Source organism: Aeromonas sp. DSM 116730 (assembly GCF_046581335.1).
Lineage (GTDB): Bacteria > Pseudomonadota > Gammaproteobacteria > Enterobacterales > Aeromonadaceae > Aeromonas > Aeromonas rivipollensis.
In genome coordinates this window covers 157,958-174,046 of record NZ_CP144265.1, presented here as the reverse complement: position 1 = coordinate 174,046, position 16,089 = coordinate 157,958, and the positions used below count along the sequence as shown (strand labels likewise).

General features: G+C 63.7%; 16 protein-coding genes. 9 read left to right on the top strand and 7 right to left on the bottom strand.

Annotation, left to right across the window (positions count from 1 at the left end; translation table 11 throughout):
- Positions 1-138: 138 nt before the first annotated feature.
- The 5 genes from Aeroheme_RS00825 to Aeroheme_RS00805 form a co-directional block, all read right to left on the bottom strand.
- Complete coding sequence (locus tag Aeroheme_RS00825; protein WP_106885274.1) at positions 139-978, bottom strand: PfkB family carbohydrate kinase; 840 nt, start codon at positions 976-978, stop codon at positions 139-141.
- A gap of 65 nt (positions 979-1,043) precedes the next feature.
- Positions 1,044-2,015 carry a LysR substrate-binding domain-containing protein gene (locus tag Aeroheme_RS00820; RefSeq protein ID WP_205642732.1) on the bottom strand — a complete coding sequence of 324 codons (972 nt, stop codon included), beginning with the start codon at positions 2,013-2,015 and terminating at the stop codon, positions 1,044-1,046.
- 155 nt (positions 2,016-2,170) lie between these two features.
- The gene (locus tag Aeroheme_RS00815; protein ID WP_042650122.1) at positions 2,171-2,899 is read right to left on the bottom strand and encodes a glutamine amidotransferase-related protein; all 729 of its coding nucleotides are present in this window, start codon (positions 2,897-2,899) and stop codon (positions 2,171-2,173) included.
- An 83-nt stretch (positions 2,900-2,982) separates the two neighbouring features.
- Positions 2,983-4,479: a CoA-acylating methylmalonate-semialdehyde dehydrogenase gene (locus tag Aeroheme_RS00810; RefSeq protein ID WP_411166532.1), complete on the bottom strand. Its 1,497-nt coding sequence runs from the start codon at positions 4,477-4,479 to the stop codon at positions 2,983-2,985.
- Positions 4,480-4,582: 103 nt separating this feature from the next.
- The gene (locus Aeroheme_RS00805; RefSeq protein WP_408847550.1) at positions 4,583-5,914 is read right to left on the bottom strand and encodes an aspartate aminotransferase family protein; all 1,332 of its coding nucleotides are present in this window, start codon (positions 5,912-5,914) and stop codon (positions 4,583-4,585) included.
- 172 nt (positions 5,915-6,086) lie between these two features.
- Here Aeroheme_RS00805 and Aeroheme_RS00800 point away from each other — a divergent pair, with 172 nt between their 5' ends.
- The 7 genes from Aeroheme_RS00800 (at position 6,087) to Aeroheme_RS00770 (ending at position 12,735) form a co-directional block, all read left to right on the top strand.
- Positions 6,087-6,629, top strand: a complete 543-nt coding sequence (locus tag Aeroheme_RS00800; RefSeq protein WP_025325324.1) for a cupin domain-containing protein — start codon at positions 6,087-6,089, stop codon at positions 6,627-6,629.
- A gap of 198 nt (positions 6,630-6,827) precedes the next feature.
- Positions 6,828-8,324, top strand: a complete 1,497-nt coding sequence (locus Aeroheme_RS00795) for an aldehyde dehydrogenase (RefSeq protein WP_411166531.1) — start codon at positions 6,828-6,830, stop codon at positions 8,322-8,324.
- Positions 8,325-8,332: 8 nt separating this feature from the next.
- A complete protein-coding gene (locus Aeroheme_RS00790) occupies positions 8,333-8,623 on the top strand; it encodes a hypothetical protein (protein WP_049828095.1) in 291 nt (96 codons plus the stop codon).
- Positions 8,624-8,748: 125 nt separating this feature from the next.
- Positions 8,749-9,645 carry an EamA family transporter RarD gene (gene rarD, locus Aeroheme_RS00785; protein WP_111911672.1) on the top strand — a complete coding sequence of 299 codons (897 nt, stop codon included), beginning with the start codon at positions 8,749-8,751 and terminating at the stop codon, positions 9,643-9,645.
- Between the two features lie 68 nt (positions 9,646-9,713).
- Complete coding sequence (locus Aeroheme_RS00780; protein ID WP_404839802.1) at positions 9,714-10,517, top strand: helix-turn-helix domain-containing protein; 804 nt, start codon at positions 9,714-9,716, stop codon at positions 10,515-10,517.
- An 82-nt stretch (positions 10,518-10,599) separates the two neighbouring features.
- Positions 10,600-11,241, top strand: a complete 642-nt coding sequence (locus Aeroheme_RS00775) for a LysE family translocator (RefSeq protein WP_106885281.1) — start codon at positions 10,600-10,602, stop codon at positions 11,239-11,241.
- 384 nt (positions 11,242-11,625) lie between these two features.
- Complete coding sequence (locus tag Aeroheme_RS00770; protein WP_411166530.1) at positions 11,626-12,735, top strand: YeeE/YedE thiosulfate transporter family protein; 1,110 nt, start codon at positions 11,626-11,628, stop codon at positions 12,733-12,735.
- A gap of 75 nt (positions 12,736-12,810) precedes the next feature.
- Here the strand turns inward: Aeroheme_RS00770 and Aeroheme_RS00765 are convergent, their stop codons facing one another.
- The gene (locus tag Aeroheme_RS00765; RefSeq protein ID WP_106885282.1) at positions 12,811-13,431 is read right to left on the bottom strand and encodes a LysE family translocator; all 621 of its coding nucleotides are present in this window, start codon (positions 13,429-13,431) and stop codon (positions 12,811-12,813) included.
- A 101-nt stretch (positions 13,432-13,532) separates the two neighbouring features.
- On the opposite strand from Aeroheme_RS00765, the gene Aeroheme_RS00760 reads away from it, so the two are divergent.
- Entirely contained in the window at positions 13,533-14,429 is an 897-nt protein-coding gene (locus tag Aeroheme_RS00760; RefSeq protein ID WP_411166529.1) for a LysR substrate-binding domain-containing protein, read from the top strand.
- 16 nt (positions 14,430-14,445) lie between these two features.
- On the opposite strand, the gene Aeroheme_RS00755 is transcribed toward Aeroheme_RS00760, so the two are convergent.
- The gene (locus Aeroheme_RS00755) at positions 14,446-15,105 is read right to left on the bottom strand and encodes a chromophore lyase CpcT/CpeT (RefSeq protein WP_174218675.1); all 660 of its coding nucleotides are present in this window, start codon (positions 15,103-15,105) and stop codon (positions 14,446-14,448) included.
- Between the two features lie 262 nt (positions 15,106-15,367).
- Here Aeroheme_RS00755 and Aeroheme_RS00750 point away from each other — a divergent pair, with 262 nt between their 5' ends.
- Entirely contained in the window at positions 15,368-16,024 is a 657-nt protein-coding gene (locus Aeroheme_RS00750; RefSeq protein WP_411166528.1) for a hypothetical protein, read from the top strand.
- Positions 16,025-16,089 lie beyond the last annotated feature (65 nt).

Genomic DNA, 16,089 nt, shown 5'->3' with positions numbered 1-16,089 from the left:
AAGATGTACATAAATCGACACTTTCTTTGATTGATCGCAAACTTGCCGGCTCGGGGCGGGGTTTTGGCCATTTCCGGCGGCTAAATTCCATCGGCAGGCAGGGGGCCACAGTCCGGCTAGCGGGCCGGTTAGAGTCTGTCAGTGGGGATGTTTCAGCCAGGTTTTCAGGGCCTGGGAAGGGATGGAACTCTCGGAGGCGACCGCGAAGGCGCCCCAGTCCACCGCGCACTGCAGGGCATCCCCCATCGCCATGCCGCGGGCCAGACCGTGGATAAGGCCGCCGGCGAAGGCATCCCCCGCCCCCGTGGTGTCGACCACGGAAACCGGCCGCGCCGCCACCCGCACCTGCTCCTCGCCGTGGATGGCAACGGCCCCCGCCTTGCCCTCGGTCAGCACCAGCCATTCGAGCTGCTCCCCTGCGAGCTCCCTGGCATGCCGCCAGGGATCGCCCACCTCGGCGAGATCGGCGCGGGAGGCCACCAGCACGTGGCAGGGACGACGGGCCTGGCCGCCCTTGGGGTACTGGGCCACCACGAAGCTTCTGGCGAGCATCTGGCGCATATAGCCGATGATGGCGGTGCCCGGATAGTTCACATAGAGGCAATCCACCCCCTCCAGCGGCAAGTCGCCTGGCAGATCCGGGCGGCGCGGCCGCCTTAGAATGGTGCGCTCCCCGGTCGAGTCCACCAGCACCAGCAGCTCCCCCGTCTCGCCGCCAAAGCGCTCCACGTGGGAGCAGTCCAGTCCATGACCCGTCGCCTGCTCCAGCAGCCAGTCGCCGGTCTCGTCCAGCCCGATGCGGGAGGCAATGATGACCTCATGCCCCGCCCACACCAGCCCTATGCCGGTGTTGGCGGCGCCGCCGCCGAGCCTGCGCCCCTGATCCACGTATTGCATCCGTGCCCCCGCGACCAGGGGTTCGGCCAGGGAGAGCACATGATCACAGTTGAGATTGGCAAGCAGCAGGATGCGGGACATAGGGACCTCGGCAGGACGGGCAGGGTCCGGCATCCAGCGACGCCGGACCGATGACGGAAGACGACTCAGTAGACGGGCAGCTCCACCCCGACCAGCAGTTCGTCGATGCGCGCCTGGGTCGGCTGCTGCATCACGTTCTGGATCATCTCCTTGGTGAGATGGGGGGAGAAGGAGCTGATGAAGTCATACATGTAGTTCTGCAGCAGTATGCTCTTGCTGAAGCAGAGCTGGGCCGGGCAGGGCTCGAACAGGTGCTCTAGGTTGATGGCCACCAGGCTGGGGGCATCGTGGTCGTTGGCCACCAAGGATGAGATGATGCCGATGCCAAAGCCCAGCTCCACGTAGCGCTTGATGACGCCCGCATCCATCACAGTCATGTAGTAGTTGGGGCTGAGGCCGGCCGCCTGGAACACCCTGTCCTGCACCTGACGCCCGGTGGCGCCGCTCTCGTAGCTGAGGATGGGGTACTGGCAGAGCTGCTCCAGGGTCGGTTTCTTCACCTTGGCCAGGGGGTGATCCTGCGGCACTACCAGCGACAGGGTCCAGAGGTAGGCGGGCAGCGCGATCAGCTCCTTGTCGAAGCCTATCTCGTGGGCCACGATGGAAAAATCCGAGTAACCCTTGCTGATCTGCTCCTTGGTGGCCGACATCACCGGGTGCAGGTGGAACGAGATCTTGGGGTACTTCTTGGTGAAATAGGTGACGCTCTTGGGCAGCAGGTAACGCGCAATGGTGTGGGTGGTATGGATGTTGAGGGTGCCCACGGTCGGATCCAGGTACTCGCGGGAGATGGCCTTGATCTTGCCCTCGATGTTGAGCATCGCCTCGGCGCACTTGATGATCTCCTCCCCCACCGGGGTGATCCTGTGCAGGTGCTTGCCGCGACGCTCGAAGATGCGCACCCCCAGCTCGCTCTCCAGCAAGCCGATCTGCTTGCTCACCCCAGGCTGGCTGGTATAGAGCGCATCGGAAGCGACGGAGACGTTGAGATTGTGGTCCCGCACCGCGATCAGATACTTCAACTGCTGTAGTTTCAAGGTTGCACCCTCACAGGCTGGCGCGGCTGTCATCAGATGGACAAGGCCGCCACAAATGGCGGCCAGTGTACCATCCGAACTCGGCATATCACCGCTTGATCCTTCATTTTGCTACAAAATCTAGCATCTGCCGGGGGGATATGACAAACGGACACTCAGCGCACTGCGGGGCCGACCGGCAGCATGCCGAGGAACTGCAGCAACCACTGCATCATGGTGGCCGAGTCCACTTCCCCCTCCAGGGAGGAGAGGCTGCTCTGGTAGTGCTCGTCGGGCAGCCGATCCCGCCGCCGCTCGATCAGCGCCCGGTTGTATTCCACCGAGAACTCCGGATGACCCTGAATGGCGACTATGTGATCCCCCTGCAGGAACATGAAGTTCGGGCAAAAATCGTTGCCCGCCAGCAGGGTCGCCCCCGGTGGCAGCTGCTCCACCTGATCCTGGTGACTGGCCAGGATCCGTATGGTCTCCAGCCCCGGCTGCATCCAGGGTTTCGCCTCCTGCATGGGGTGGACGGAGACGCCGAGCCCCCAGCCCTTGGTGGACTTCACCACCTCTCCCCCCAGCGCCTGGGCGATCACCTGATGGCCGAAGCAGATGCCAGCCAGCTTGACGTTGGCATCGTGGGCCCGCCGGATCCAGTCGCGCAGCGCCAGGATCCAGGGAATGTCGCTGTAGGCATCGTGGCGTGATCCTGTGATGAGCCAGGCATCGCACTCGTTCAAGTCGCTCGGCAGCTCCCCATCAAGCGCCGACCAGACCCTGTATTCCAACGCCGGGGCCAGCGCCCGGAAGCCCTTGATAAACATCTCGGAGTAAACGGGGCCGAAACTCCCAACCAAGTCGGGGTCCAGCCGGTCACAATCGAGAATTCCCAGTCGCATCTGTTACTCCTTCACAGGGATAGCGGGACACGCCGGCGGACTCCTTCCGCCGGGCCATGCCAGGGCTAGCTGCTGCATGTAGATCATTTCATGGTCGGCATGGAGAACTCGGCGCCGGCCCGCAGGCTCTGGGGCCAGCGTGCAGTCACCGTCTTCATCCGGGTATAGAAGCGTACCCCGTCCGGTCCGTGCATGTTGAGCGGCCCGAAGATGGACCGCTTCCAGCCACCGAAGCTGTGAAACGCCATTGGCACAGGTATGGGTACGTTCACCCCTACCATACCGACCTGAACCCTTGTGGTGAAGTCCCTTGCCGTATCCCCGTCGCAGGTAAAGATGGCGGTGCCGTTGCCGTACTCGTGTTCGTTGATGAGGTGCAGAGCCGTCTCGTAGTCCGGCGCCCGCACTATGGCGAGCACTGGGCCGAAGATCTCCTCCCGGTAGATGCGCATCTCGGGGCCGACCCGGTCGAACAGACTGCCGCCGATGAAGTAGCCCTCACCGTGGCTGACACCGCGACCATCGACCACCAGACTGGCGCCCTCTGCCACCCCCTGATCCACGTAGCCGCGCACCTTGGCCAGGTGCTCACGGCTGATGAGGGGGCCCATCTCGTTCTCCGGGATCGGACCAAGGCCGGGCCCGACCCGCAGCGCCTCCACCAGCGGCTTGAGCTTGGCCACCAGGGCATCGGCGGTGGCATCACCCACCACCAGAGCCACCGAGATCGCCATGCAGCGCTCGCCGGCCGCGCCATAGGCCGCCCCCATCAGGGCGGAGACCGCCTGATCGAGATCCGCATCCGGCATCACCAGCATGTGGTTCTTGGCGCCGCCCAGGGCCTGCACCCGCTTGCCGTGGGCCGAGGCGGTGGCATAGATGTACTGGGCTATGGGGGTGGAGCCGACGAAGGACACCGCCTGTACACGCGGGTCGGTCAGCAGCACGTCCACCACCTCCTTGTCGCCGTTGACCACGTTCAGCACCCCGTCCGGCAGGCCCGCCTGCTTGAGCAGCTCGGCCATGCGCAGGGCCAGGGAGGGATCCTTCTCGGACGGCTTGAGGATGAAGCTGTTGCCGCAGGCCAGCGCCACCGGGAACATCCAGAGCGGCACCATGGCCGGGAAGTTGAACGGCGTGATGCCGGCGCACACCCCCACCGGCTGCATCATGGAGTGGCTGTCCACCCCCCGGCCCACGTTGAGGGAGTGTTCCCCCTTGAGTAGATGGGGAATGCCGCAGGCAAACTCCACCACCTCCAGCCCCCGGGTCAGCTCCCCCTGGGCGTCGGAGAAGACCTTGCCGTGCTCGCGGCTGATGAGGCGGGCCAGCTCGTCCCTGTGCTGCTCCATCAGCTCCTTGAAGCGGAACATCACCCGTGCCCGCACCAGCGGCGGGGTCTGGGACCAGTCGGCGAAGGCGCGCTCGGCGCTGGCGATGGCATCGAGGCACTCGGCGGCGGTGGAGAGGGCCACAGTGCCCTGCTGCTGGCCGGTGGCCGGATCGAAGATGGCGCCGAAACGCTCGCTGCGACTCTCTGTGGTTTCGCCGTCGATGAAATTGTCGATCCTGTAACTCATAAATCCTCCGTGATGGGTCATTCGCGTCATCCTTGTGCGCGGCCGTGGGCATCAGGCACAGGAAGAGGGCACCCGGCGGGCGCCATGCAACAAAGGGTAAGTATCAGTCCTGGGCCTGCAGGACATCCTGCAGCAGGGTGAAGAGGTCGTCGATCTCGCTGCGCTCGATGATGAGGGGTGGCGACAGGGCTATGATGTCGCCGGTCACCCGGATAAGCGCCCCCTTCTCGAAGCAGCGCACGAACACCTCGTAGGCCCGCTTGCCCGGCGCATCCGGCAGGGATTCGAGCTCTATGCCCGCCACCAGCCCGTAGTTGCGCACATCCTTCACATGCTTGCAGCCCTTGAGGGAATGCGCCGCCTCCTCCCAGTAGCCAGCCAGATCCGCGGCGCGATGGAGCAGGTTCTCGCTGCGGTAGATCTCGAGGGTCGCCAGACCCGCGGCGGCGGCCACAGGGTGACCCGAGTAGGTGTAGCCGTGGAACAGTTCGATGGCGCCCTTGCCGGCGGCCATCATGTCGTCATAGATGTGGTTCTGCACCAGCACGGCCCCCATGGGGATGGCGCCGTTGGTAAGCCCCTTGGCGCAGGTGATAAGGTCGGGGATGACGTCGAACTCCTGGGCGGCAAAGGCGGAGCCCAGGCGGCCGAAGCCGGTGATCACCTCGTCGAAGATCAGCAGGATGCCGTGTTTGGTACAGATCTCTCTCAGCCGCTTGAGGTAGCCCTTGGGGGGCATGATGACGCCGGTACTGCCGGCGATGGGTTCGACGATGACGGCGGCTATGTTGCTGGCATCATGGAGGAAGACTATCTTCTCCAGCTCGTCGGCCAGGCTGAGATCTTCCGCTGGCAGCCCCTTGGTGAAAGCATTTTTCCCTATGTTGAGGGTGTGGGGCAGATGATCCACCCCCCCAAGCAGGGAGCCGAACCACTTGCGGTTGCCGGGAATGCCCCCCACCGAGATGCCGCCGAAACCGACCCCGTGATAGCCGCGCTCGCGACCTATGAGTCGGGTGCGGGTGCCCTGACCGCGCGCCCGCTGCCAGGCCAGCGCTATCTTGAGCGCCGTATCGACGGATTCCGAGCCTGAGTTGGTATAGAAGACGTGGCCGAAGCCCTTGGGGGCTATCTCCACCAGCTGGTTGGCCAGCTCGAACGGCAGAGGGTGGCCCATCTGGAACGTGGGGGCGAAATCGAGGTGGGAGATCTGCTGGGAGACAGCCTCGGCAATCTCGCGCCGACCATGGCCCGCGTTGCAACACCAGAGCCCGGCGGTGCCATCCAGTATCTTGCGGCCATCCTCTGAGTGATAATACATCCCCTCTGCCGATTTCAGGATGCGCGGCGCCGCCTTGAACTGCTGGTTGGCGGTGAAGGGCATCCAGAAGGCGGACATGTCGGAAGGGGTATTGATGTCGCTAATCGGTTTCATGGTCACCTCATCCTTAAGGCGTTTAGTAACACTTGGCTGATGCCTATTAAATTAAACACCTGAATCCATAAAAAAGGGCCTTTTATCGCCCTGCTTGGTGTCACCCCCTCGGGGTGGTATAAGATATTTAACACAATTTTAATAATAGTAAACAGTCAAGGAGTGTCTATCGATGGATATCGGTCACCGCCTCAAGGCGGTTCGCACCAAGGCGGCCCTCTCCCAGCGCGAGCTGGCCAAGCGCTCCGGTGTGACCAACGGTTTTATCTCCCAGATCGAGAAAAATCAGGTGAGCCCCTCGGTCGCGTCGCTGCGCAAGGTGCTGGAAGGCATCCCCATGTCGCTCGCCAGCTTCTTCACCGATGAGACGGAGATGGATTCCGAGGTGATCTTCCGCGCGGACGACATGCCGGATCTCGGCACCCACCCCATCAGCTATCGACTGGTGGGCCACAGCCGTGCCAACCGTGCCATCGGCATGATGCAGGAGGTACTGCCCCCGGGCGCCGATACCGGCGACGACATGCTGAGCCACGAGGGGGAAGAGTGCGGCATCGTCATCCAGGGTCAGGTGGAGGTCACCGTCGGCGAGCAGGTACACCTGCTGGCGCCCGGTGATGGCTACTACTTCGACAGCCGCACCCCGCACCGTTTCCGCAACGTGGGGGAGCAGGAGTGCGTGCTTATCTCGGCCAACACGCCAGCCAGCTTCTGATCCCTATGGGTGACTAGGGCAGCTCGCCCCTCCACGAAACGGCCCCGCAGCCTGGGTAAAGTCCGCCGCAGATCGGGGTCTGGACTCGGGCATTGGGCAGCAAGTGTTTAATGAATTGTTACAAGATGGATTTACAAGCGGCAGGATGTTTAGCATATTGATACGCGGAGACTATCTTTGCCGGTTCAAGGAGTGAACATGAGTGACCTGACCCTGGCCCAGTGGCAACACAAGGCCGCCCATCTGACCCTGCCCTCGCAAGCCTTTATCGACGGCAGCTACCGGGATGCCATCAACGGCGCCACCTTCGATTGCATCAACCCGGCCAACGGCCAGCTGCTGACCAAGGTGGCCTCCTGCGACGCCGCCGACGCCGAGCTAGCGGTGCAGGCCGCCCGCGCCGCCTTCGATGACAAGCGCTGGAGCGGGCTCTCCCCGAAACAGCGCAAGCTGATCATGCAGCGCTTCGCCGAACTGATGCGCCTTAACCAGGTGGAGCTGGCCCTGCTGGAGTCCCTGGACATGGGCAAGCCCATCGGCGATGCCATGGGCTATGACGCCCCCGCCGCCGCCAACTGCATCGCCTGGAACGCCGAGGCCATCGACAAGATCTACGATCAGGTCGCCCCGGTGGAAGAGTCCGCCCTGGCCCTGGTGACCCGCGAGGCGCTCGGGGTGGTGGCCGCCATAGTGCCTTGGAACTTCCCCCTGGTGATGGCCTGCTGGAAGCTGGGCCCGGCGCTGGCCACTGGCAACTCCGTCATCCTCAAGCCGTCCGAAAAATCCCCCCTCACCGCCCTGCGCATCGCCGGCATCGCGAAAGAGGCGGGCATCCCGGACGGCGTGTTCAACGTGCTGCCGGGCTTTGGCCACACAGTGGGTGAGGCGCTGGCCATGCACATGGACGTGGACTGCATCACCTTCACCGGCTCCACCAGGATCGGCAAGCATCTGGTGCAGTGCTCCGGGAAATCAAATCTGAAACGCGCCTTTATGGAGTGCGGCGGCAAGAGTCCCAACATAGTGCTGGCGGACGCGCCGGATCTGGACGCCGCCGCCAGGAGTGCCGTGGGCGCCATCTTCTACAACCAGGGCGAGGTATGCACCGCCGCCTCCCGCCTGCTGGTGCAAAACAGCATCAAGCCGCAATTCATGGAGCGACTGCTGGCCCATGCCCGCGAGTGGATCGCCGCCAACCCGCTGGATCCCGCCACCCGCATCGGCGCCATGGTGGACGGCATCCAGATGGAGCAGGTACTGAACTACATCGCCATCGGCCAGCAGGAGGGCGCCAGACTGCTGCTGGGGGGCAAGCGCACCCACACAGAGAGCGGCGGCTTCTATATCGAGCCCACGATTTTTGACGAGGTGACGCCGCAAATGCGCATCTTCCGCGAGGAGATCTTCGGCCCTGTGCTGGCGGTGACCGGCTTCGATACCTTGGAAGAAGCTATCGCCCTTGGCAACGACACCGACTATGGCCTGGCGGCGGCGATCTGGACGGCGGATCTCAACAAGGCGGTCAAGGGCTCCCGCGCCCTGCGCGCCGGCACCGTCTTCGTCAACAACTGGGATGGGGGCGACATGACGATGCCGTTCGGCGGCTTCAAGCAGTCCGGCAACGGCCGCGACAAGTCATTGCACGCCCTGGAGAAGTACACAGAGCTGAAAAGCACCTGGATCCAGCTCGAATAAGATCAGAAATGCCGCTCACCGATCGAATTGGGGGAGAAATCCCCCTTTTTCATTTTTACCCTTTCCTCAACGGCCTCAATCGATATAATCATCAAATAGACAAGCCCTTAAATATAAAGATAAAAATGCTGTTTTTTCTGGGAAGTGTACTGTTTCTGGTAGTGGGCCTGCCGCTGCTCTTCTTCATGCTGGGCGAGGGTGAGGCCTATGTGACCTGGGGTCCCTGGATCTCCGCCATCGCACTCATGCTGTGGCTGCTCATGGATGTAGAGAAGATCCGCCGCGGTGGCCGGCGCTGAGTCGATTCCATGCTGTAAAAATCTCGCCAAACGGCATTTATTAACTTCTTTCCCCCCAAAAGGATCGCTACACTGATTTTTTGCGATGTTTTCCAACATCCGACTCTCCAGTGAAGGTTATCCGCATGCAGCAACAGATCCAGCGCCAGGGCATCATCTATGCCCTGTGTGCCTATACCCTTTGGGGCCTGGCGCCCATCTACTTCAAGACAATTTCTGCCGTCCCGGCCGCCGAGATCCTGACCCACCGCATGATCTGGTCCTGCGCCCTGCTGATGGTTCTGACCCTGATCGGCCGCCAGTGGCACAAGGTGCAGGTCGTGCTGCGTCAACCCAAGGTGCTGCTCACCCTGGCCTTCACCTCCATCACAGTCGGCGGCAACTGGCTGCTGTTCATCTGGGCCATCAACAACGGCCACATGCTGGATGCCAGCCTCGGCTACTACATCAACCCCCTGTTCAACGTGCTGCTCGGCATGGTGTTTCTGAGCGAGAAGCTGCGTCGCCTGCAGTGGTGGGCGGTGGGACTGGCGGTGATAGGAGTCGCCGTCCAGCTCATCGCCTTCGGCTCCCTGCCCTGGATAGCCCTGGTGCTGGCCTCGAGCTTCGCCATCTATGGCCTGATCCGCAAGAAGCTGGCCCTGGATGCCCTCACCGGCCTGCTGATCGAGACCATGATCATGCTGCCACCGGCGGCCATCTACCTGTGGGGATTCGCCGACAGCCCCACCAGCCACCTCACGCAAAACGACTGGCACCTGAACCTGCTGCTGATCGCCGCCGGGGTCGTCACCACGGCGCCCCTGCTCTGCTTCACCGCCGCCGCCACCCGGCTCAAGCTCTCCACCCTGGGCTTCTTCCAGTACATAGGCCCTAGCCTGATGTTCATCCTGGCGGTCACCCTCTACGGGGAAGCGCTGGCGCTGGACAAGATGATCACCTTCGGCTGCATCTGGAGTGCCCTGGTGTTGTTCAGCCTGGACGGGCTGCGCAGCGGCAAGCGGCGTCAGCAAGCCGGTTGAGAAGGCGGGCGCGCGGTCCCTGCAATAATCTACAAGCCAGATGCCGGATTTCGGGTTATCAATAGGCCATGAGCGCCTCTCCTTCCCGCATCCACTACTGGCAATCCCGGCTGCTGCCTGGGGTTGAACTCTCCCACTCCCATCACAGGGAGTTCAGCTATGGCCGCCACGTGCACCTGGACTACCACATAGGTTTGGTGCAGCAGGGCGGCCAGAAGTTCATTCACAAGGGCAGCAGCCACAACCTGGTGCGCGGCCAGCTCTCCACCGTCAACCCGGACGAGATGCACGACGGCCTCAGCCTGCTGCCGGAAGGGTACGAGGTGCGGGTGTTCGCCATAGCCCCCGAGCAGCTGGCCCGCTGGCTGCCAGACAAGCCAGAGCCCTTCTTCGACAAGGGGTTGCAGAGCCGCCCCGATCTCTATCAGGGCTTCGCCCGGCTGCACATGTATCTGGATCAGCCGGAGCCCGACGCCCTGCTGGCGGAGAGCCAGCTCTTGGCCCTGCTCGGCGAACTGCTGCACCTGGCACCGGAGCGCCATGCCCTGGCGGATCCCCAGATCAGATTCCTGCGCGACTACCTGCTGGGACAGCTGGACGGGCACCACAGCCTGGAGGATCTCGCCGCCCTGTTCGGGCTGGATCGCTTCGCCTTCCTGCGCCAGTTCAAGAAGAAGACCGGTATGACCCCCTACGCCTGGCTCAAGCGGCTGCGTCTCGAACGCGGCAAGCTCCTGCTCGCCCGCGGCCTGCCGGTGAGCGAGGTGGCGCTGGCGGTCGGTTTCTTCGATCAGAGCCACTTCCACCATGGCTTCCGCCAGGCTTTCGGGCTGACCCCGGCGGACTACCGTCAGCAGATGCTCCCCAGCTGACCGACCCCACTGCAATCTTTTACAAGCCAGCCCCTGCCTCCATCCCCCATGCTGCTGCCTCATCTTTGTAGCGAGGTATGCCATGTTCACCAGCCTGTTTCTGACCATAGGTCTCATCCATCTGATCGCCCTGGCGAGCCCGGGCCCGGATTTCGCGCTGATCCTGCGCACCAGCCTGCACAGGCCCACGGCGCTCGGGGCCGCGCTTGGCATCGCCATCGCCATCCTGCTCCATGCCACCCTCAGTCTCACCGGCATCAGCCTGCTGATCGCGAGCCAGCCCTGGCTGTTCCTGGCGGTGAAGGTGGTGGGCGCCCTCTATCTGGGCTGGCTCGGCTGGGGGGCCATCAAGGCGGCGCGCCGCAGTTCTGCCACTCAGGCACTGCGGGCAGGCGGGGAGCTGCAGGGCTGGAACCGGGGGCTGAGAGCCGGGATCGCCACCAACCTGCTCAACCCCAAGGCGCTGTTGTTCTTCATGGGATTGCTGGCGGCCATGGTGACGCCCCAGGTGGATGGCCTGACCCGCGGCCTGCTGATCCTGGAGCTGTTTCTGCTGTCGCTGGCCTGGTTCGGGCTGCTGGCCTGGAGCCTCTCCACCGCCCGGGCCCAGCACCTGCTAAGCCGGGTGCAGCGGCCCCTGAACCTGGTCACGGGTCTGCTGTTTGGCGCCGTCAGTCTCTCCATCCTGGCCGAGCTGGCCGTCGAGGCGAGCGCCTATATCTGAACCATGCAGGCCACACCCGTCGCCGAGTGGACCCAGCTAAGTCGGGTGAAACGGCCGCTCAATCTGGTCACCGACCTGCTGTTTGGTATCACCAGCTCAGTCTATCCATCCTGGTGGAGCAGGCCGGCGAGGCGAGTGCCTATGTCTGAGTCATGCAAACCATGCCCGCAGTAGAGCGGCTGCTCGGCCGAGTGCAACGGCCTGCTGTTCGGTATCACCGGCCCAGTCTCTCCATCCTGGCCGAGCTGGCCGTCGAGGCGAGTGCCTATGTCTGAGGCCTTGGCCTGGCCCTGACAGCGAGATTACCCCAAGCAAGCTGGCATCGGACTCATTGTGGGATTAGGATGCACGCCTTCACCACAATAACGTTACGGATGTATCGGCATGACTCGACAATGGTCGCTCCCCATAGTGGCACTCGCGGGGGTAGCCTTGCTCTGGCTCGGCACCACCTTCGGCATGAAGTGGGCCCTGATGGCACTGATCGGCTTCGGTTTCGGCTTCACCCTCTCCTTCAGCCGCTTCGGCATAGTATTCGGCTGGCGCGAGATGCTGACCAGGCGCAACAGCTACTACGTGCGGGTGCACCTGCTCACCATCGCCATCGAGATCCTGCTGTTCACCGCCTTCCTCTCCTTCACTCATGCCCTCTTTGGCGATGCCATGGTGGGCAACGTCATGGCCATAGGTGTCCCCTTCATCGTCGGCGCCTTCCTGTTCGGCATCGGCATGCAGCTGGCGGGGGTCTGTGCCACCGGCACCCTCTACTGCTGTGGCGAGGGGCAACCCCGCTTCTGGCTGGTGCTGATCTGCTACGGCATCGGCACCCTCATCAGCAACCAGTTTCGTCCCGAGCTGGAGGCCAGCTTCTCCAGCCAGGTGGTGCTTGCCAAGGATTTGACCGGCAATATCTGGAGCGGCATGCTGCTCAACCTGGCGCTGGTCGCCGTGCTCTTTCTGCTGTTTCGCAAGAGTGAATTGAAGCGCACCGGTGAGGTGAAGCCCATCTTCGGCGGCGGCAACCTGTTCTGGCGCGACGGCCGCTTCACCGTGCTGACCGGCGGCATCTTCATCGCCCTGCTCAACTCCGCCGTGGTGGCCCTGCACGGTTCGGCCTGGACCATCACGGGGGCCGTCTATGACATGGCGCTGCGCGGCGCCTCTGTGTTCGGTCTGTTCGAGGGCAACCCCAAGCTGGCCCAGCCGCTCTTCATCAACCCCATGGTCGGCATGTTCTGGCTGGGGATCCTGGGGGCCGCGCTGGCCCGTTGCCTGAGCGGCGGCGGCAACCACACCCCGATCCGCATAGGCAACAGTCTGGCGGCCATCATAGGCGGTCTGCTGATGGGGATGGGGGCCATGTACAGCGCCTGCAACCTGGGCGGCTTCTTCGACGGCACGGCGTCCGGCAGCCTGCACGGCTGGGTCTGGATGCTGATGGCCCTGGCGGGCAGCATCATTGGCATACGCCTGCGGCCGCTGTTCAAACTCTGATGCAGTAGCGGGATGGCGCTATCCGGCGCCATCCCGCTCTTCTTCGCCAGGCGGGGTGCCCCGCCCGGCCCTCTCTCAGCCCAATGCCCTTATCAGCAGCAGGATCGCGAAGCCGGTGAACATCACGGCCGACAGCCGGTTGATGCCCCTGGCGAAGCGCTCGCCATAGCCCTGCAAGCCCACCCAGCGAAACACCAGGCAGTAGCCGCCGTGCACCACCAGCACCACGGCGCTGAAGGTCAGCGCCAGCAGCAGGCACTGGCCCAGCGCCCCCTGGCGAAAGTCGATGAACTGGGGAAACAGGCTGGTGAAGAAGATGATCGCCTTGGGGTTGAGCAGGCTGATGAGCGCCCCCTTGACGAAGCTGCGCCAGCAATCCCTATCCGAGCTTTTGCCCATCACAGGGCTCACCGCGCGCTGACGCCAGGAGTTCACCCCCAGATAGAGCAGATAGAGGGCGCCCCCCAGGGTGAGGATCTGCTGGCCCCCGGCCAGCCAGTGGGTAAACCAGATCACCGCCAGCGAGGCCAGGGTCGCTACCATCAATATCCCCACCGCCACCCCCACAAAGCCGGCGATGGCGTGGCGGCTTCCCCGGGTCAGGGTGTTGCCTATGGTGTAGATCACCGCCGGACCGGGACTGAGCACAGTCCCCAGGGCGAGCAGCAGGTAGAGGGCGTAATAATCGAGACTCATCGCAGGGCATTTCCCGGTCGGTTGGATGCCGCCCAGTATATTGACAGCCGCTTCGCCAGCCAGACATAGTGGCGCTCGGCTTTATAAACCAGGAGTTTAGAGTGGACCGTCTGACCGCCATCGAGATCTTCGTCGAGGTCGCCCGCGCGGGCAGCTTCAGTGCCGTGGCGGACCGCTTCGAGATGACACCGGCCATGATCGGCAAGTACATCAAATGGCTGGAGGCCAGGGTCGGCTCCCGCCTGCTCAACCGCAACACCCGCTGCCAGAGCCTGACCGAGGCGGGCAGGGAGTACCTCGGCGGTTGCCAGAGCCTGCTGCAACACTACAGGGCGCTGGAGCAGAATACCCAGGCCCACACCGGCCAGGCGGCGGGCAAGATCCGCATCAATGCCCCCATCACCTTCGGCAGCTATCGGCTGACCCCCTTGCTGTGCCGCTTCATGGCGCAGTATCCGCAGATCCGCATCGAGCTGGATCTCTGTGATCGGCTGGTCGACGTGATTGGTGATGGCTTCGACCTCATCTTCCGGGTCGGCACCCCCAAAGATGCCGCCTACATAGCCCGCCCGCTGGCCCACTCGGCTTCGGTGTTCTGCGCCTCCCCGCGCTACCTGCAACGGCACGGCACCCCGCAGGAACTCGCGGATCTCACCCGTCACCACTGCCTGGGCTTCACCCCCTGGCTGACCCAGTCGAGCCTGGCCACTGAGTTTCCCCTCGAGCAGTTGCACCTGTGGGACAGCCCCTTCATCAGCAACCAGGGCAGCGCCCTCAAGGTGGCGGCGTTGAATCATGCGGGCATAGTGCTGCAACCGCGGGCCCTGCTGAGCCAGGAGCTGGCCAGCGGCGCCCTGCTGGAAATACTGCCGGATGCCCTGCCCGCCCCGCGCCCGGTCAACATGCTTTATCCGGCGAGAGAGCCCATGCCGCTGCGGCTGCGACTGCTGATCGACTACCTCAGCGAGCATCGCCAGGCGCTGGACATGCCGGCGTGACACGGCGCCGTCCGGCTCACTCCCCCCGTTGTTTCACCTTGCGCAGGTAGAGATACCCCTCCCCCGGGCTGCCCCAGCGCTGGCGGGCGCCGTTGTCATAGGCCCTGTCCAGCAGCCTGACGCTGTTGGGGCCTATCCAGAGGTACTGCACCAGGGTAGTGGCGCCGCCAAAATCGGTGGCACAGCTGCCGACCTTGCTGTGGCCCGCGTACTCTCCGCTGGCCTGGCGGGTCAGCCAGATCTCGCAGCCCTGGCGCAGGGAGAGTTGTTGCGGAGTGAGGGAGTCGAGCAGTTCGGGCTGGCGCCAGGCGCCGGCGAAGTCGGTGGCCCTCGGCATGGTCAGCTCGGCCATCAGGATGCGACCATCGGGCAGCGGGGAGAAACGGTAGATGCGCTGACGGAACGGGCGCACCGCCCGCTCGGTCAGGAACTGCTCGGCATAGACCCAGCGAAAGGGGCCTTCCCCGGGCCAGATCTCCACCAGTCGCAGCTCGGCGCTGGTGAAACGCGGGTCGTAACCGGCCTGCTCCTGACTGGAGAACTCGCCGGTGAACCAGGAGAGCAGCGGCTCCATCTTCCCCTGCACTGGTGACGGACTGGCCACGAAGGGAACGGGGTTGGCCCACACCAGGCAGGCGTAAAACAACCCCAGCAGGGCCACCATCGGCTTTGTCATCGAATCCTTCCGAGTCGCTTGCATGGCGGCGATTATATGAGCGAACGGCGGCAATAACCTCTACCTTGATCAACTCCTCGCCAATCCGCTGAAAAATCACTGCGTTAGCGAAGAAGTACGACGCAGGACAGGGATAATGACAGCAGCAGGGGCCATCCGCTGCGCCAGGCTTGACGGCACCTGACTGGCGCACCGGGTCTCCTTGATCTTGCCGTGGGCCGCTTCCATGCTCATGTCTCAACGTCCATCCAGAGACAGCCCCATGAACCCACCCCGTTTTTCCCCCATAGACCCCATCTCCCGCTACTCGGAGATCCTGTTCGGCCTGCTGATGGTGCTCACCTTCACAGGGTGCTTCAACGCGCTCGAGGCGGGGCGCGCCGAGATCAGGGATCTGCTGATCGCCGGCATCGGCTGCAATATCGCCTGGGGCATGATAGATGCCATCGTCTACCTCATCACCACCCTGACCGAACGAAGCCGGGCCCTGCGGTTGTTGCAGCAGTTGCGCCTGCTGACACCCGGTGACGAGAGGGGGATAGCGGCGCTGCGAGACGCCCTGCCCGGCCCGCTGGCGGCGATCTGCCGCGACCCTGAACTCAGGGAGTGGCAGGTGCGCCTGCAACAACGCCCCGAGCTGGGTCAGGGGGGCGTCTGGCGCTGGAATGATCTGCTCAACAGCCTGGGGGTCTTCCTCATGGTGTTCCTCTCCACCTTCCCCGTGTTGCTGCCCTTCATCTTCATGCAGGATCCCGTGCCGGCCCTGCGTCTCTCCCACGCCATCGCCCTGCTGATGCTGATGGGGATTGGTTACGGACTCGCCCTCTATGCCGGTTCCCCCCGCCCCCTGCTGATAGGCGTGCTCTTCGCCGCCGCGGGCGTCGCCATAGTGCTGGCCACCATAGCCCTCGGCGGCTGAGGGAAAGCCCGGCAGCGGCCAACTCCGCCGTGGACGACTATTCTTGCTGCGGAGCAACCGAGGAG

What these genes read in the sequence shown, in the direction of transcription:
- Aeroheme_RS00750 (WP_411166528.1), top strand. Translation starts at nt 15,368, where the DNA reads ATGAACCCACCCCGTTTTTCCCCCATAGACCCCATCTCCCGCTACTCG.
- Aeroheme_RS00810 (WP_411166532.1), bottom strand. Translation starts at nt 4,479, where the DNA reads ATGAGTTACAGGATCGACAATTTCATCGACGGCGAAACCACAGAGAGT.
- Aeroheme_RS00800 (WP_025325324.1), top strand. Translation starts at nt 6,087, where the DNA reads ATGGATATCGGTCACCGCCTCAAGGCGGTTCGCACCAAGGCGGCCCTC.
- Aeroheme_RS00790 (WP_049828095.1), top strand. Translation starts at nt 8,333, where the DNA reads ATGCCGCTCACCGATCGAATTGGGGGAGAAATCCCCCTTTTTCATTTT.
- Aeroheme_RS00815 (WP_042650122.1), bottom strand. Translation starts at nt 2,899, where the DNA reads ATGCGACTGGGAATTCTCGATTGTGACCGGCTGGACCCCGACTTGGTT.
- Aeroheme_RS00805 (WP_408847550.1), bottom strand. Translation starts at nt 5,914, where the DNA reads ATGAAACCGATTAGCGACATCAATACCCCTTCCGACATGTCCGCCTTC.
- Aeroheme_RS00780 (WP_404839802.1), top strand. Translation starts at nt 9,714, where the DNA reads ATGAGCGCCTCTCCTTCCCGCATCCACTACTGGCAATCCCGGCTGCTG.
- Aeroheme_RS00765 (WP_106885282.1), bottom strand. Translation starts at nt 13,431, where the DNA reads ATGAGTCTCGATTATTACGCCCTCTACCTGCTGCTCGCCCTGGGGACT.
- Aeroheme_RS00755 (WP_174218675.1), bottom strand. Translation starts at nt 15,105, where the DNA reads ATGACAAAGCCGATGGTGGCCCTGCTGGGGTTGTTTTACGCCTGCCTG.
- Aeroheme_RS00770 (WP_411166530.1), top strand. Translation starts at nt 11,626, where the DNA reads ATGACTCGACAATGGTCGCTCCCCATAGTGGCACTCGCGGGGGTAGCC.
- Aeroheme_RS00775 (WP_106885281.1), top strand. Translation starts at nt 10,600, where the DNA reads ATGTTCACCAGCCTGTTTCTGACCATAGGTCTCATCCATCTGATCGCC.
- Aeroheme_RS00825 (WP_106885274.1), bottom strand. Translation starts at nt 978, where the DNA reads ATGTCCCGCATCCTGCTGCTTGCCAATCTCAACTGTGATCATGTGCTC.
- rarD (WP_111911672.1), top strand. Translation starts at nt 8,749, where the DNA reads ATGCAGCAACAGATCCAGCGCCAGGGCATCATCTATGCCCTGTGTGCC.
- Aeroheme_RS00795 (WP_411166531.1), top strand. Translation starts at nt 6,828, where the DNA reads ATGAGTGACCTGACCCTGGCCCAGTGGCAACACAAGGCCGCCCATCTG.